Origin of the sequence: Paludisphaera rhizosphaerae, from assembly GCF_011065895.1 — a bacterium.
In the GTDB taxonomy this organism is placed as follows: domain Bacteria; phylum Planctomycetota; class Planctomycetia; order Isosphaerales; family Isosphaeraceae; genus Paludisphaera; species Paludisphaera rhizosphaerae.
Genome location: NZ_JAALCR010000001.1, coordinates 526,514 through 543,138 on the forward strand (window position 1 = coordinate 526,514; position 16,625 = coordinate 543,138).

At 66.2% G+C, this 16,625-nt stretch carries 13 protein-coding genes; 11 read left to right on the forward strand and 2 right to left on the reverse strand.

From position 1 onward, the window contains the following. Positions 1–22 precede the first annotated feature (22 nt). The 6 genes from recO (at position 23) to G5C50_RS02365 (ending at position 5,680) form a co-directional block, all read left to right on the forward strand. Positions 23–766: a DNA repair protein RecO gene (gene recO / locus G5C50_RS02340; protein ID WP_165064242.1), complete on the forward strand. Its 744-nt coding sequence runs from the start codon at positions 23–25 to the stop codon at positions 764–766. A 73-nt stretch (positions 767–839) separates the two neighbouring features. Further along, positions 840–2,189 (forward strand): tetratricopeptide repeat protein, encoded by a 1,350-nt coding sequence (locus G5C50_RS02345; protein ID WP_165064245.1) that lies wholly within the window; start codon positions 840–842, stop codon positions 2,187–2,189. Between the two features lie 71 nt (positions 2,190–2,260). Continuing rightward, a complete protein-coding gene (gene lptE, locus G5C50_RS02350) occupies positions 2,261–2,809 on the forward strand; it encodes an LPS assembly lipoprotein LptE (protein WP_165064248.1) in 549 nt (182 codons plus the stop codon). 19 nt (positions 2,810–2,828) lie between these two features. After that, positions 2,829–3,698, forward strand: coding sequence for a dihydropteroate synthase (folP, locus tag G5C50_RS02355; RefSeq protein WP_240906919.1), 870 nt, complete (start codon positions 2,829–2,831; stop codon positions 3,696–3,698). Next, on the forward strand, positions 3,670–4,974 hold the full coding sequence (locus G5C50_RS02360; protein ID WP_165064251.1) for a glutamate-5-semialdehyde dehydrogenase: 1,305 nt from the start codon (positions 3,670–3,672) through the stop codon (positions 4,972–4,974). Before folP ends, G5C50_RS02360 begins: the two co-directional genes overlap by 29 nt. Positions 4,975–5,083: 109 nt before the next feature. Then, a complete protein-coding gene (locus G5C50_RS02365; protein ID WP_165064254.1) occupies positions 5,084–5,680 on the forward strand; it encodes a hypothetical protein in 597 nt (198 codons plus the stop codon). Positions 5,681–5,764: 84 nt separating this feature from the next. Here the strand turns inward: G5C50_RS02365 and G5C50_RS02370 are convergent, their stop codons facing one another. Further along, the gene (locus tag G5C50_RS02370; RefSeq protein ID WP_165064257.1) at positions 5,765–7,240 is read right to left on the reverse strand and encodes a vWA domain-containing protein; all 1,476 of its coding nucleotides are present in this window, start codon (positions 7,238–7,240) and stop codon (positions 5,765–5,767) included. On the opposite strand from G5C50_RS02370, the gene G5C50_RS02375 reads away from it, so the two are divergent. Continuing rightward, positions 7,232–7,456 carry a hypothetical protein gene (locus G5C50_RS02375; protein WP_165064260.1) on the forward strand — a complete coding sequence of 75 codons (225 nt, stop codon included), beginning with the start codon at positions 7,232–7,234 and terminating at the stop codon, positions 7,454–7,456. The two genes, G5C50_RS02370 and G5C50_RS02375, sit on opposite strands and share 9 nt — an antisense overlap. Positions 7,457–8,700: 1,244 nt before the next feature. Here G5C50_RS02375 and G5C50_RS02380 read toward each other — a convergent pair. Beyond that, entirely contained in the window at positions 8,701–9,237 is a 537-nt protein-coding gene (locus G5C50_RS02380) for an RNA polymerase sigma factor (RefSeq protein ID WP_165064262.1), read from the reverse strand. A 225-nt stretch (positions 9,238–9,462) separates the two neighbouring features. On the opposite strand from G5C50_RS02380, the gene G5C50_RS02385 reads away from it, so the two are divergent. The 4 genes from G5C50_RS02385 to G5C50_RS02400 all read left to right on the forward strand — a co-directional run bounded on the left by G5C50_RS02385 (position 9,463) and on the right by G5C50_RS02400 (position 16,590). Continuing rightward, positions 9,463–11,760 (forward strand): M28 family metallopeptidase, encoded by a 2,298-nt coding sequence (locus G5C50_RS02385; protein WP_165064265.1) that lies wholly within the window; start codon positions 9,463–9,465, stop codon positions 11,758–11,760. Between the two features lie 315 nt (positions 11,761–12,075). Then, on the forward strand, positions 12,076–12,534 hold the full coding sequence (locus tag G5C50_RS02390; RefSeq protein ID WP_165064268.1) for a BlaI/MecI/CopY family transcriptional regulator: 459 nt from the start codon (positions 12,076–12,078) through the stop codon (positions 12,532–12,534). Continuing rightward, complete coding sequence (locus G5C50_RS02395; RefSeq protein ID WP_165064272.1) at positions 12,498–14,447, forward strand: M56 family metallopeptidase; 1,950 nt, start codon at positions 12,498–12,500, stop codon at positions 14,445–14,447. Before G5C50_RS02390 ends, G5C50_RS02395 begins: the two co-directional genes overlap by 37 nt. 121 nt (positions 14,448–14,568) lie before the next feature. After that, positions 14,569–16,590: a M56 family metallopeptidase gene (locus G5C50_RS02400; RefSeq protein ID WP_165064275.1), complete on the forward strand. Its 2,022-nt coding sequence runs from the start codon at positions 14,569–14,571 to the stop codon at positions 16,588–16,590. Positions 16,591–16,625 lie beyond the last annotated feature (35 nt).

Genomic DNA, 16,625 nt, shown 5'->3' on the forward strand with positions numbered 1-16,625 from the left:
CGTCCTTGGGAGGGATTGTACCGTGCCCGCGAATCGCTCGCTGGCCCTGGTGGTCCGTACGGTCGACGTCTTCGACACCAGCACGGTGGCGACGCTCTTCACCCGAGAGATGGGGAAGGTCGCCGCGCTGGCGAAGGGGGGCCGGCGGTTGAAGTCGCCGTTCCAGGGTGGCCTTGACCTCCTGGGAGTATCCGATATCGTGCTGCTTCCCAAGGCGTCGGAAGCCCTCGATCTGTTGACCGAGGCCGCGCCGGTGGAGCGGTTCCCATGTCTGCGCCGCGATCTTGCGGCCCTGTATGCCGGCTACTACATCGCCGAACTGCTGACCGACCTGACCGACTACCACGACCCACATCCCAAGCTGTTCGACGCGGCGAGGATCACCTTGCGGCATCTGGGCCACGGAAGTTTGCGGGCGCGACGGGTCCTGAGGTTCGAGCTGGCCTGCCTGCGAGAGATCGGCCTGATGCCGACGCTCGACAGGTGCTCCCAGTGCGGCGAACCCCGGGAGCTGGGGGAATCGACGGCGTTCGGACCGGCGACCGGCGGAGTTCTCTGCCCGGCCTGCCGACCCGGCCAGCCCCACGTCATGACCGTCGCCGAGCGGACGATCGAGGCCCTTCAGGACCTCGCCAGCCCCGGCAACGCGTGGCGAGAGCGGGAAATGGCCGGATCCGAACTGGCCTCGGCCCGTCAAACGGTCGGCGCCGTGATCAGTCACGTTCTGGGCCATCGACCGCGGGTCTGGCCGTTCCTGGGAGTCTGAGCCGGTGGAATCGCCGAAAACGATCGTCGGCTCGAATCTAAACCGCGTCCCCGCGCTTCGAGTACGAGGTACCATGCCCCGATCGTCTCGAATCCAGGTCGTCGCGAAGTCGATGGTGGTCGTGGCGCTCGCGGCTGCGTCGACCGGCTGCCAGAGCTTCTCCCGGTCGTTCGCGCAATGGCGGGCGAGCTACGACTCCGACCTCGCGAAGCCCATCGACAAGGATGAGCTGGCCCGAGCCAAGACCGAAAAAATCGCCGACTCCAACACGCTGCTCAAGCGCTGGCTGAGCCCTCGCGACCCCGAGGCCGGCGGCGACGACAAATCGGGCGGAGCGGCCGCCGACCGCAATCCGACCGGCGAGGTTCTGGGCTCCAACGGCTGGCGGCCGTTCGCCAAACCTCCGCTCAATCCCGACGCCCAGAAGGAGCTCGGCGAAGCCGTCGCCCTTTTCGAGGCGGGCAAGCTCGCGGAGGCGGAGAAGGCGTTCATCAAGATCGCCAAGGATCGCAAGGAATCCCCGTTCGGCGAGAAGGCCCAGCTCTTCCTGGCCGAGACCCAATTCAAGCGCAAGAAGTACGTCGCCGCTCACGACAGCTACGAGAAGCTCTACGCCGACTATCCGGGAACTCTGCACACCGACAAGATCGCCAGCCGCGAGTACGAGATCGCCCAGATCTGGATGGCCCAGAGCGACAGCAAGGTGAAATCCGATGAGCAACTCGCCTGGTACACGCACTTCACCGGCGAGCAGCCGTTGATCGACACGCGCGGTTCGGCCCTGAAGGCGCTGGAGCACGCACGGCACAGGTCCCCCGACGGCCCGCTCGCCGACGACTCCGTCATGCAGATCGCCGATTACCACATGGAAAACGCCGACTTCGAATCGGCCGCGATCTACTACGACGAGATGATCCAGAGCCATCCCAAGAGCCCGTTCCTCCAGAAGGCCTATCTCGGAGCGATCGACGCCCGGATGAAGGGCTACCTCGGCCCCGCCTACGACGGCGAAGGCCTCGAAGAGGCCCGCAAGCTCGTCCGCCAGACGCTGGCCGCCTTCCCAGAGGATCAGGCGAACTCCGAGCACCTGTATCACACGCTCGACCTGATCAACGACCAGGACGCCGAACGGACCTACAACATGGGCGCCTACTATAAAAAGGTCGGGAAGGTCACGGCGGCCGAGTATTACTTCGGCAAGATCCCCCAGCGCTGGCCCAACAGCCCCTGGGCCGTGAAAGCCAAGGAAGACCTGGCGCAGCTCGCCAAGATGCCGCGCAAGGCGACGCTCCCCAGCAAGATCCTCTCGCAGCCCGGCGCCAACGATCCCTACTACAGCGCCGGCTCCGGCATGATGGGCGGAATGGGCGGGATGGGCGGCGGAATGGGCGGCATGGGAATGAATCCCGGCGGCATGATGTGAGCGTCCACGAAGGAACGATCCCGCGGCGCTTCGTAACGGCCGACGGGAAGATGGCCCAGGAAGAGGCTGCCATGCTTCGTCTCCCCCTCCCGATCGCGGTCGCCGGGCTTCGGCTCGGCGTCGCCGTTGCGATGCTCCTGTGCGTCGGCGGCTGCGGATACTCGTTCCGCGCCCCTTACGACAAGACGGTGCAGACGGTCTTCGTACCGATGTTCAAGTCCCAGACCTTCACGCGCGACGTCGAGAAGATGCTGACGGAGCTCGTTCAAAAAGAGATCAGCCGGCGGACCCCCTATCGGCTCGTCTCCGATCCGGACCGGGCCGACACCGTCCTCAGCGGCACGGTGAACTTCGTCGACAAGAACATCGTCGTCGAGAGCCCGTTCAACCTGCCTCGCCAGTTGACCCGGACGGTCAACGCCAGCGTCAACTGGGTCCACAACCCGCCGACGGAAGCCGAGAAGAACCGGCAGCCGACGATCATCTCCGACACCACCAACTTCGTCACCGAAGTCGGCGAGACGTCGCTCACGGCGACCTACCAACTCTGCCAGCGCCTCGCCGACCAGATCGTCGATATGATGGAACAACCGTGGTACACCGAGGAAGACCTGAGGTAATGCGTCGGGGGCGTCGATCGTGGCAGTCGTCTGGGAATCGCGGAACCGGGTCCTGATCGCCGACCCTGTCCCCCGCGTCATGGGAATCGTCAACGTCACTCCGGACAGCTTCTCCGACGGCGGCCGATGGGCCGGTGCGGACGCGGCCGTCGAGCACGGCCTGCAGCTCGTCGAGGAGGAAGCCGACATCCTGGACGTTGGCGGGGAGTCCACCCGCCCCGGAGCCGACGTCGTCCCCGTCGCCGAGGAGATCCGCCGCGTCGTCCCCGTCATCGAGCGACTCGTCGCGGCCGGCCGGCCGATCTCGGTCGACACAATGAAGCCCGAGGTCGCCCGCGAGGCCCTCGCGGCCGGAGCCTGCATCATCAACGACGTCTCCGGACTCCGCGAGCCAGCGATGGCCGAAATCGCCGTCGACGCCGGTGCGGCGGTCGTCGTCATGCACATGAAGGGAACGCCCCAGACGATGCAGGACGACCCTCAATATCACGACGTCGTCGCCGAGGTCTTCGACTACCTCGCCGAGCGGGTCCGATGGTGCGAGTCGATGGGGATCCCCCGTTCGCGGGTGGCCGTCGATCCGGGGATCGGATTCGGCAAGACGTACGAGCACAACCTGCTCCTCTTGCGGAACCTGGATCGATTCGCGACGCTGGAATGCGCCCTCTTACTGGGCGTCTCGCGGAAGGGTCTGCTCAAAACGATGACCGGCAAGGGGATGGCCCAGCGGCTGACGTCGTCGGTCGTCTGCTCGCTGGTCGGCTGTACGCTGGGCGCGAACATTGTCCGCGTGCACGACGTCGGACCGATGATCGACGCGATCAAGGTCTGGAAGGAAATTCGAGGTTGGGGGTCGGACGATGGCTACCGGGACGGAATCGGCGGTTGAAACCCTGAATGAAGACGCCCGGGACGTTGAGACGATCTGCCGTGAGTTGGCCGTCCGCGCCCGCCAGGCCGCCCGCTCGCTGGCGACGGTCGGCCCCGGCGCCAAGGACGCCTGGCTCGCCGCGGCGGCGAGGGCTCTGGAGACCCGCACCGACGAACTACTGGCGGCCAACGCCCTCGACGTTCAGGCTGCGCCCGGGCTCGGCCTGAACGCGGCGGCCATCGATCGCCTGACGCTCAACCCCAAGCGGATCGGCGAGATGGCGCAGGCCCTCCTCGACGTGGCCGCTCTGCCCGACCCCGTCGGCGAGGTCGTCCGGTCGAGCCGTCGCCCCAACGGGATCGAGGCCGTCCAGGTCCGCGTGCCGCTGGGGGTGATCTTCATGATCTATGAGAGCCGCCCCAACGTCACGGTCGACGCCGCCGCCATCTGCGTCAAGAGCGGCAACGCCGCGATCCTCCGCGGCGGCAAGGAGGCGATCCACTCCAATCGAGCGCTTCACCGGATCCTCGCCGACGAGCTTCCCTCGCACGGACTTCCCGCCCACGCCGTTCAGCTCGTCCCCACGACCGACCGCGCCGCGGTGGGGACTCTGCTGAACCTGCCCGAGTACATCGACCTGGCCATTCCCCGGGGCGGCGAGGGCCTCATCCGTCGCGTCGTCGCGGAGGCCCGCATGCCCGTGATGAAGCACTATCAGGGCATCTGTTCGGTCTACGTCGACCAGGCCGCCGATCCGGACGTCGCCACCCGAATCATCGTCAACGCCAAGGCCCAGCGACCCGGCGTCTGCAACGCGGCCGAGACGCTTCTGATCCACCGCGCGATCGCCCCTTCTTGGCTGCCTCAGGCGGCCGTGGCTCTCAAGGCGGCCGGCGTTACGCTCCGCGGCGACGAGAAAGCCTGCGAGATCGTGCCCGACGCCGCGCCGGCTTCTCCGATGGACTGGGACACGGAGTTCCTCGACAAGATCCTGGCCGTCAAGGTGGTGGACTCGATGGACGAGGCGATCGATCACATCGCCCGCCACGGCTCGTCCCACACGGAGGCCATCATCACCCGCGACCTCGCCGCAGCCCGTCGATTCGTCGCCTGCGTCGACAGTTCGGCCGTCATGGTCAACGCCAGCACCCGGTTCAACGACGGCGGCCAGCTTGGCCTCGGCGCTGAGATCGGCATCAGCACCGACAAATACCACGCCCGCGGCCCCTGCGGACTCCGCGAGCTGACCTCCACCAAGTGGATCGTCTACGGCGACGGCCAGATCCGCGAATAACGTCCCTGATCGGGTCGGCGTTCGGCGAAGGTTCGACAAGCGGCACTTGCGCGGCAAGACTGTCCTGAACGAACCACGAGCCGGACACCGACACGATGAGGGCGCATTCATGAAGTCGCGACGAACCCAGGCGTACCGTCCGCTGGCGGAGCAGGTGGAAGAACGATTTCTAACCGCGTCGATCGCCGACCTGCGAGCCGCGCGTGCTGAACATCTGGCCGAAGTCCGCGCCCTCCGGGCGAACAACGCCGCGCTGAGACGCCTGTCCGCGCACACGCCTGGCGTCACCATGCCCGGCGCGAACGGCCCGACCACCAACGTCGGAGCGGGTTCGCTGGGAAATCAGGGCGCCCCCACCGGTGCGGATTCGACCGGCAACGTCTACTACGGCGTCGTCACGATCAAGAACACGACCCAGGCGACTGTCTCGTTCAACATCTCAGCGTCGACCTACCAGGGGGGCAAGTTCTTCGCCTTTACGCTCAAGCCAGGCAAGAGCGAGGTCTTTTACGCCCCTTACGGCGGCCCGCTCAACTCCGCGCCTTCGTTCCAGGTGAGCTTCGACTCAACCAACCGAAACGTGACGTTGCTCGCCGACGTGAAAACCGTCTACGCCTCGGCGAGGTGGACGCCGACCAACGTGAACCTCGGCCGTCCCTACGCGATCATCGCCGGCACCGGCTACCTTCAAGTGGTTCCCACCTGACCGCTATTCGGGCGCATAAGAAAGGGCCGGCCGCCCCCGCATGGAGACGGCCGGCCCGTACATTTGATTGCAACGCTTCCCGAATCAGCGGACGTTCGGGGCCGAGAGTTCGCGGGCCTTCTGCACCATCCGCATGAACTCGCTCCGGTATCCCGAGGGATCGTGGGCGAGCGTCGGCGAGGCCAGTTCGATCACGGCGGAGTAAGTCAGGCTCCCGACCGACGGCGAGTGCCTCAGGAGCATGCCGAACCCGGCGACGGAAGAGGCGAACTTGAAGTCGTCCGAGGCCTCCGAGTAGTCCAGCCCCCGGTCGGCGACCGGACGCTCGATCAGGGCGCTGACGTTCCCCTCGGGCTTCTTGTAACGGATCCGGACCGTGAACGAGTCGGGCGACATCGCGCCGGCCGTGGGTTTGGCCGGGGCTTCGGCGGGGACGATCTCGTAGAGAGCCGTGACGTGGTGCCCAGCGCCGACCTCGCCGCCGTCCTTCTGGTCGTTGGCGAAGTCTTGGTTGGGCATGACTCGGTTTTCATAACCGATCAGCCGGTAAGCCTTCACGAGTTCAGGCTTGAACTCGACCTGAATCTTGACGTCCTTGGCGATGACGTCGAGCGTCGCGCCCATCTCCTCGACGAGGACCTTGTGGGCCTCCTCGGGTTGGTCGATGTAGGCGTAGTGGCCGTTTCCCTTGTCGGCGAGCTTCTCCAGCGTGCCGTCCTTGAGGTTGTCCATGCCGAAGCCGAGCACGGTGAGGAAGATCGGCTGAGCCCCCTTGGCCTTCGACTCGACCTGTTGCACCAGTTCGTCCTGGTTGGTGACGCCGACGTTGAAGTCGCCGTCGGTGGCCAGGATGACGCGGTTGATGCCGCCGTTGATGAAGTTGGACGCGGCCTGGGAATAGGCGAGCTGGATCCCCGCCCCGCCGTTGGTCGAGCCGCCGGCCTTAAGCTCCTCGATCCGGGCCAGGATCTCCGCCTTCTTCAGGCACGAAGTCGACGGCAGGACCAGTCCGGACGCCCCGGCGTAGACGACGATCGCCACCCGGTCGTTTTCGCCCAACTGCTCGACGAGCTTCTGGAGGCCCCACTGCACCAGCGGCAGCTTGTTAGGCTGATCCATCGAGCCTGAGACGTCGACCAGGAAGATGAGGTTGCTGGGCTTCCGAGCCGCCTGCCCCAGCGGCTTGCCGGCGATCCCGATCCGGGCCAGTCGGTGGCCGCCGTTCCACGGGCAGCGGGCGGTCTCGACGTGGATCGCGAACGGGTCCGGGCTGTTGGCGGCCGGCGGAGCGTCCTGATAGGGGAAGTAGTTGAGCAGTTCCTCGATCCGAACCTCGTCCCGAGCCGGCAACTGATTCTGCTGAAGCAGAGAGCGGCGGACGATCGAGTACGAGGCAGTGTCAACGTCGATGGCGAAGGTCGAAGCCGCCTCCTGGCTCGTCAGAACGAACGGGTTCTCCTCGACGACAGGCTCGGGCTCAGACTGTGCGGCCGGGGCGTCCGCGAGTTGCTCGTGGTCACGGACCTGGACCGACGGATCGACGGCCTGCAGTTGCTGCATGACCTCAGACTCTTTCTGGACCCCTGGCTGGCCTGCGGCAAGGGCCGAGGGCACCTGGCCGGGTTGTTGATCAGACTGCTGATCTCGACCGGCTTGCTGGCCCTGCTGCTGACCTTGGCCTTGCTGTCCTTGCTGCTGGGCTTGAGCCTGGCCTCGCTGCCCCTGTTCACCAGCCTGGAGCTGATCCTTGCCGCCCTGCTGGTTCTTCCGGTCTGACCCTTGGAGCCCCGGGATCTGGCCGGCGTCGAACGCGAGGGACTTGTCGGACAACTCCTTGACGGCCATCGAGTCCGACTTCGCTCTCGATGAGGCCGCTGAGAGCGACTCCTGGGACGGCTTGGCTTCGGAAAGTCGGACGTCCGCCTCCGGCTTGATCCCCAGCGCCACCGCGGGGCCAGTCGAGGCGGCCGCGGCTTCACCCCGAGGCTGTGAAACACGCCCTCGGAGCTTCTCCAACTCCTCAGCCTCTTGCTTCATTGGGGATAGGGACCGAGTCGAGTTCTGAGCGAGCGCTAGATCCGAACGCCCGAACGATTCCTGAGTCTGTCCAAGGCTCTTCTGCTCTGGGACAAGGCCCCGTTGATTTGCAGGCTGCTGTCCAGGCTCCCCAGGGTTCGATGCCTGCGCCTCGCGGCCGATAGCGGGCCGACCGCTGGCAAGTCGATTCGCCCGTCTCGCTTCCGACGTGGGGTTCCTCATTGCGATAGGCGCCTGTGGAGGTCCACCAGCCAATCCCGGTCCCGCCATGCCGCCCATCATTCCGGGTCCGATCATGCCGCCCATTCCGCCCATCGATTTCGATGCGTCGCCAGGAGAACCCGGTGTGGCATCGACGAGCTTTCCGTAACGGGGAGCCACAGACGGCCTCGCCGCGGACGCCGAACCGAAGCGTACGTCACTCGGCTGAGAGGCCGCGGGCGGAGCCGGATTGGAGGCGAGAGACGACATTTCGTCGCTCGGCCCAGGATTCGCCATGCGGGCGCGAGTCGCATCGGGGGTCGGCCCAGGATCCCTGGTACGGACATGAGTCGCACGCGGTTGAACTTCTTGAACTTTCCACGCCGCGTAGCGGGCCGTCAGTTCCGGCTGCATCGTCGGCCACAGAACGCCGATCGTCACGGCGACCATCACCGTCGCGGCGAGCGAGAGGACGGCCGGCGATCTCCAAAACGGTCGCGGCTTGCGGGTCGGCTCGTCCGCGGCGACAAGGCGCGGAGCGGTCGAGACAGCCGGCGCGAAGTCGGCGGTCTCGCGGGTTTGCTCGTCGTGGAGTTGTTCGGTCAGCCAGCTTGCGGTCAGGCGGATCTGTTCGACCTCGCGGGCCAGGTCGGGGTGATCGGCCAGGAGTCGTTCGATGGTATTCTTCTCGGCCTCGTCCAGTTCGCCGAGGGCGAAGGCGGTGAGCCGGGGGTCGTCGATGTCGAAGCTCATCTTCGGTCTCTCCTTTCTGGGCTCGCGGTTCAGGCGCCCGCCTCGGCGGGCTGGCCGTCGAACAGGCGGCTCCGGAGGGTCTTGATCCCGGCGTGGATCAGATAGCCGACGTTGGAAACGCTATGGCCGCTGATCCGGCTGATCTCCTGGTAAGAGAAACCGTTCTGAAACTTCAGACGAATGACCTCGCGTTGATTGGGGGGCAGCGTGTCCAGCAACGTGAGGACTCTCGCCCCCATGTCGTGGCGCTCGGCGACGTCGTGCGGCCCTGGGGTCGGGCTCAGGCAGCGGTCGACTTGCTCGTCGTGCAATCGTGTCATGCGATGCTCCTTCCGCAGGACGTCCAGCGCGCGATTGCGGCAGACTGTGAACAGCCATTCGGCCAGATGGCCGTCGACCTCCGATCGAGGCCGGGCGCAGAGGCGCAGGAAGACGTCCTGCACCACGTCGCGGGCCGCTTCGGAGTCGTTGAGGAGACGTCGCGCGTAGAGCGTGAGGGGGCCCTCATAACGAGAGACCGCGTCGCGCACCCACGCGTCGCCTTGGGGGTCGGGTTCACCTGCCATCGGCGTGCTCGATAAGGGACGTGTTCCCGTTCATCCTGACAACGGCCCAGTCCGAAGCCTCTTAGGCCCGGCCGAGAATTTCGTCGAAATCCCCGACCGTCGCCGTCGCGAGTCGCACCTCGGCGCTGGCGTCGGCCGCGCCCGCCTCTTATGCTGGCGATGCGGTCCAGCCGCCCAGAATACCATCGAAAGCCGTACCCGAGCGGCACTTGGAGAATCTCCCGGATGTCCAGACTCCGTCGATCGGCCCCCCTCCTCCTCTCCTTTCTACTCGCCCTCATCGCCAGACCACTCCCCGGCCAGGAGCCGACGCCCCTCGGCTTTTCGCCGGCAGCCCGCGCCCCGCACCTGGACGCCGAGCGCAAGGCCCAGGCCGTCCCGACCGCCGACAACGCCCGCAAGTGGCTGCGGACGATCACCGCCGAGCCCCACCCCGCGGGCTCCCCGGCCGACGAAAAAACTGCGAAGTTCGTCCGCGACAGGCTCGTCGAATGGGGATGGAAGGCCGAGATCGTCCCCTATGAGGTGCTCCTCAACCAACCCTCCGCGCCGCCGACGCTCGGCATCGACCGCCCCGACGCCCTCGATCTGGACATCGACGAGGAGCCGATAGCGACCGACAAGGACTCAGCCAACTCCAACGCCTTCCCCCCCTTCCACGGCTTCGGCGTCTCGGGCTCGGCGTCCGGACAGGTCGTCTACGCCAACTACGGCAAGCCGGAGGACTTCAAGCAGCTCGAGGATCTGGGAATCGACGTCCGCGACAAGATCGTCCTCTGCCGGTACGGCGGCCTCTTCCGCGGATTGAAGGTTCTGAACGCCCAGCGCCGGGGAGCGAAGGGGATCCTGATTTACTCCGACCCCGGCGACGACGGCTTCGCCAAGGGGGACGTCTACCCCGACGGTCCCTTCCGCCCCGATTCGGCCGTCCAGCGCGGGAGCGTCCAGTTCCTTTCGCTCGGCCCCGGCGACCCCTCCACCCCCAACGGCCCGTCGATCGCCGGCGCGGCTCGACTGCCGATCGACGTTCGCTTCGGCTTCCCGCTCCAGTTCGACGAGCAGGTCAAGGAATGGGAGGCGAAGACCGGCCTCAAACGCCACGAGTATTTCGCGACGATCCCCTCGATCCCGATCGGCTACCGCGCGGCGAACGAGCTGCTGACTCGACTGGCCGGCGCCAACGCCCCTAACGGCTGGCAAGGCGGACTGCCGACCGCCTATCACGTCGGCCCCGGACCGGCCGAAGCGACGATGACCGTCTCGACCGAGTACAAGGTCAGGACGATCTGGAACGTGATCGCCGTACTCCCCGGCTCGGTCGAACCCGATCGCTGGGTCATGCTGGGCAACCACCGCGACGCCTGGGTCCACGGGGCCGTCGACCCCGGCAGCGGCACGGCCGCGACCCTGGAGACCTGCCGGGCGCTCGGCAAGGCCGTGAAAGACGGCTGGAAGCCGCGCCGGACGATCCTCTACGCAAGCTGGGACGCCGAGGAATACGGCCTGATCGGCTCGACCGAGTGGGCCGAGCAGTTCGCCGCCGACGTCGACCGCAAGGCGGCCCTCATGCTCAACGTCGATTCGGCCGTCAGCGGTCCCGAGCTGAGCGCCTCGGGCGTTCCCTCGCTCCGCGACCTGGTCCTCGACGCCGCCGCCACGGTGACGGACGCCCGCACGGGCCGCCCCCTGCGCGACATCTGGCTCAGCGCCCGGCGCTCGGGCTGGGTGTCGTCGAGCCCTCTCGTCCTGGCCGACCCGTTCTGGGCCCGCAACGGCCAGCCGGCGAAGCCGCTGGGCTTCGTCCCGCAGATGGGTCCGCTTGGTTCCGGTTCGGACTACACGGCGTTCCTGGACCACCTGGGCGTGCCGGCGATGGACGTCGATTTCTCCGGCAAGTACGGCGTGTATCACTCGATCTACGACGACTTCAACTGGATGGAAAAGTTCGGCGACCCCGAGTTCCTCACGCACGCGACCGCCGCCCGGCTCTACACGGCGATCCTGATGCGAGCTGCCGGCGCTGAGGTCCTCCCCTTCCGCTTCACCGCGTACGCCGACGCCCTCCGCGGCTACGTCGACGAGTTGCGGCTGATGCACGTTCGCCAGGTCCGCAAGGCGGCGACTCCCCCAGCCGACGAGAACTTCGAGGGCCTCCCCGCCCTGGCCGACGCCGTCCTCGCCTTCGACGCCGAGGCCCGCGCGCTCGATGCCGCCCTCGTCGCGGTGGCGAACCAGGACGGCGCGCGTCCTGAAAAGCTAGAGGCGTTGAACGAGGCCCTGACGCGCATTGAGCGTGCGTTTCTGCTCCCCGAAGGACTCCCCGGCCGAACCTGGTTCAAGCACGGCGTCTACGCGCCGGGGCTCACCACCGGATATGCCTCGTGGCCGCTGCCAGCGATCCGCGAAGGGATCGAGCTGAACAAGCCCGACCTCGTCAAAACGGGCGTCCCAGCCACCGTCCAGGCCATCGCCCGCGCCTCCGCCGCGATCCACCAGGCCGCCGCGATCGCGACGCAACCCTGACGAATCGCCGCGACGTTCAACACGGCTCGCCGATCATTTCGAGTATTAGTCGATACATTTTTACATCAATATCAGTTTGAAATCGGGTGCCATGGCCACGCTTGCGTGGCCATGTGATCGGCGACGGCCAAGCGTTCACACACAACGGACGGCCGATCCTTCCTCGGTCGTGTTGAGCGAGGAATGTTCGACGATCAGCCGCCTCGCTCCATCTACGGTTTTCGCCGTTGACAACTACGGTGAAAACCGTAGACTCATACGCACGGTCGGACGAAAGATCGACGACCTTCATCCGGGAAAGGAGTCTCGATCCCCATGGCGCGTCCCCGCGCGGAGCAGCCGACGCCCGGCGAGCTTGAGGTCTTGAAGGTGCTCTGGGAGATGTCCCGGCCGGCGACGGTCCGGGAGGTCCTCGACGTCCTCAACGCCCAGGCGGAGAAGCCTCGGGCCTACACGTCGGCCATGAGTCTGCTGAATGTGATGACGGACAAGGGCCTGCTGCGACGATCGCCGCAAGGTCGGGCCTTCGTCTACGAGCCCGAAAGCGGCCGCGAGCCGACTCTGCGATCCATGCTGGGCGAGACCCTGCGCCGGGCCTACGACGGCTCGGCCCGCCTCCTCGTCGCCCACCTGCTCGACCAGTCGTCGCCCTCGGCCGAGGAGCTGGACGCCATCCGCACGCTCCTCGACGAATACGCATCCAAAACCCCCGAGCCCGACCCGAAAGGAGGCGGATCATGCTCGACTTCGCGACCGAGGCGACGCAAGGGCTAAGCGATCTGATCTGGCTGGCTCTGCTGCATTCAACCTGGATCGGCCTGGCGATCGGCTCAATCTCGGCCGTCGCCGCCTGGCTGATCCCCCCGGCCGCGCACCGCGCCCGGCACCTGATGCACCTCGCGGCTCTCGCCCTCCTGTTCGGTGGATCCCTGGTTGGAGGCGTCGTCCAGACAGGGTTCAGTCGAAGCGAGACCGAACCGCGGGTCCAGGGGGTCCCCAGCGCCGTTGAACGCTCCCCGGAATCGATCACTCTGCGGATCACCCCGACCGAACCGGCGGAGTCGCCGCCGCCGTCTCCCTCACCCCGCGGAGAAACGCACGTCGATGTTGGATGGATCAAGGCCAGGGCCGCGTCGGTCGTCCAGGCATTGCGACCCGTCGCGATGGCCGCGTGGTGCCTCGGGGCCGCGACGTTCGGGTTGATGCTGGTGCTGGGCTCGTCGAGCCTGAGGAGGATTCGTCGGGAGTCGACGCCGGCCGAAGTCCTCGACGGCCGCGCCCGGACGTTCTCAAGGCTGCTGCGACTCCGCCGCGTCCCCGAAATCCGCGTCCATTCGGGGATCTCCGAGCCATGCCTCGCCGGCCTCGTTCGGCCGGTCGTGCTGCTCCCAGCCGACTGGCTCGCAACGGCGACCGTCGACGAGGTCAACGCCGTCCTCGCCCACGAGTTGTCCCACGCCCGACGCCTCGACCACCTGACGTATCCAGCGCTCCGATTCGTCCAAGCGTGCTTGTTCTTTCACCCCTGCGTCTACTGGCTGTCTCGAAACGCCCGACGCGAGGCCGAGCACGCCGCCGACATCCTTGCCGCACGGATCACAGGCGATCCGGCTGCGCTGGCCCGAGCCCTGGAATCGGTCGCGCGCCTTCAAACCCGTCGCCCCACCATTCATCGACTCGGTCTCGCCCTCGGCGGCGAGCGCTCCTCACTTCTGCCTCGAATTCAGGAGTTGCTCGGCATGACGCCCAAACGCCCTCGCCCAATCATTTGGCCCCTCGCCGCGTTCCCGGCCGCCGTCGTCTTCGCGGGGATCGCCGCGACGGCTCGTCCCGTGCCGAACCTGGACGGCCCTTCGGCCTTCCCCTCCGCCGCATCGGCACCGACTCCCAAGAGATATTTCCCACGTCCGAAGCCGCCCGCCGCGCCGGTCCCTCTGACCCGAGAGGAGCGCAAGCGGTTGTTATGGATGGACCGGCAGAAAATTACGGCCGAGGACCAACGGAGGCTCGACTCTCTCGCCAAGATCTCCTTCAAACTCCAAACCTTGAATATGACGGAATCCGCCTGGCGTCGACTCTCCAAAGAGGGATACCACGATCTGAGCACGCTGCAACCCGGCCGTGCCTGGCGAGTAGACACGACGACCCTGAATACGGAACTGAGTCGGCTCGACTCCTCCGAGCTTAAGAGGACGCCGGGGACCCCCAACACGCAAACTTATTACGAGGGTGTTCAGGGTGGAATTCGATTGATACACGGCGGCACGAGCACAGCCTCGTCCTGGACGGCATGTACGAACCAGAGCGACTTCCGCCTGACGGTTGGTCTGCCGTTTCGCGATGGGACTTTGGTCGACGCGCTCCGGACCGAGTACGAACTGAAGATCGAACTCGAACAGCTCGTCGGTGCCGTCGCGTTGAAGGTTGTTCTCGACGTCCAGCCGTCCGTCAGAACACTGATCACATGGAAGGAGGAGGGGCAATCCTCGGAGATGCAAGAAACGCAACTCAATAATTGGATACCTCTCGAAGTCGAGGGCTGGGTGCCTGCAGGATCGTCGGTGCTGCTCGACACAGCGGTGTCGGTCGGTGCTGAGCCGATCGATCCGAAACATCTCGAGGATCGATTGGGGGACAGACGCGACTACATACTCATCACCCCAACTGCGGCGGTCGAGTCGGAGTAGCCGACCATACCCGATCGCCTGGAAGAATGGCCTTTCGTAGGGTGGGTACGGCATTCGGACGATTCCGTATCGGGCGTAGACCATATTCCTCAATCAACCCGGGAGGATGAGGAGGCGAACCATGTCAGGATTCCCTACCCCAACGCTGCTGCAGTTGAGCGATCTGGTCTGGATGTCGCTGCTGCACGCGACCTGGCTCGGGTTCGTCATGAGCCTCGCGGCCAAGGTGGCTGCATCGCTCGGATGGCCTGCGTCGCATCGAGGCCGGCACGCCTTGTTCGTCGCGGGCCTGGGACTCGTCGCAGTCGGCGGTCCAGGCATGGGGGTTGCGCACCGAGTCTGTGTATCCGAGTCAACCGAGCCAACGACCTTTCGCACGACGATCACGCCGGGTTCGGTTGACTTTTCATCATCGGCCGCTTCAGCACGCCCGGTTGTTTCACCACGACCGGAGACCGCGAGGCCGGTGGGCTCTCGCCTCTGGGAGTGGATCGCCTTGGCCTGCGGTTGGGTCGACTCCTCGCGAGGATACGTCACAGCCATGTGGGCGGTGGGCGCGTCGGCCTGCGGCTCGGCGCTGCTGATCGGAGCGCTGACGTTGCCCCGACTACGCCGCCAGGCGAGTCCCAGCCCGATCCTGCAAAGCCAAGCCTTGCGACTGGTGAGGCTGTTGCGCCTGCGTCGAATCCCAGCCGTTCTTGAGCATCCCCGGATCGTCGAACCCTGCCTCACCGGCGTCGTTCGACCGATCATCCTGCTGCCGTCGAATTGGCTGGCCTCGGCTTCCGGGGACGAAATCGACGCCGTTCTCGCCCACGAGCTGGCCCACGCGAAAAGGCTCGATCACTGGACGAACCTTTTCCAACGCGCTGTCGAAGCCCTGCTCTTCTTCCACCCCGGCGTCCTGGGCCTTTCCCGGCGCGCCCGCCTCGGGGCCGAGTTCGCCGCCGACGCCCTGGCCGCCCGCCTGACGGGCGACCCACTGGCCCTGGCTCGCGCCCTCGATTCCGTCGCCCGCTCGAAACCGCCTCGTCAGCGTCCCATGTCCTTCCGTCTCGCCGTGACTGGTGACCGCACCGCCCTGTTCTCTCGCATTCAGGAGCTGCTCGGCATGAAGCCCAACCGTCCTCGCCTGACGTTCGGATCACTCGCGGCCCTGCCGGTCGCTGCGGCAACGGTGATCTTCACCGTCAACTCCGGCGTGGGTTCACCCCCTCCTCAGCCTGCGGAGCCGATGCAGGTCCGAGTCGATGGTGTGAAGACCAACCGCCCTCCCGCCGAGTTGAATGGTCGCGATCTCCCCCAGGATGTCCTCAAGCGGCTCAGTACGACGCGGCCCAGAAACCTTTCACACGACGACCTTGTCACACTCGTCCGAACCATTCCCCATGACAAAGGCGATCCGGCGCGATTGTCGCGTGATGAGTTGTTGGCGATCGCCGCGCCGAACCAGGTCAGCTTCGAGGTGAGGTATTTCAGCGTACCCGTCAACCCGAGCGGCATGAGGCCCAGCGTCGTAGCCATGGAGGACAAACCGGCCTTGGTCTTTCCAAACATCAGCAATTCGATTCTGCCCGACGACCTCTTCAAGTGGTCGTCCAAGACCGGTTTGAGATCGCCCCGAGTCACCACCTGGGAACGTGCTTCCGCGATCCTATCCGCCGGTTCGCTCGTCGTTCCCGACGACCCCATGTTGCTTGCGGTCCGAACGGCCGGCGATCAGGGCCGTCTCGACGAGCGAATCGTCGGTCGCCTCGACGGAGCCACGCAGGACCCGACGACGGTCGCGTCCGTCATCGACGGAGCCGGAGCGCGACTGGTTCTGCAACTATCCGCCGTACGCAAACCAGGAGGCCATGCGGTGGAGGTGCGTTTCCTCGGTTCGCTGCCCGAGAACCGAAACGTCCCTGAGGGCGCGAGGCGAACCGTCCAGCGTCGCGCGACCCTCAACGTTCCCGACGGGTGCGGCATTCAACTCGATACCGGACTGGACATCGTCGGAGCCGGCGACGCACCACCTCCAGGGCCACATCTCCGAACGATCGCCGTCATCTCCCTTCTCCATATACCCAACGACGAGGAAGAGGAGGCGATGGAAGGCCCCGTCGTCGAATTCCCGCCCGTCCAAACCAGCCCGCACTGACGAATCGGCCGAAACCAGCCGACGACAGGCCCCCG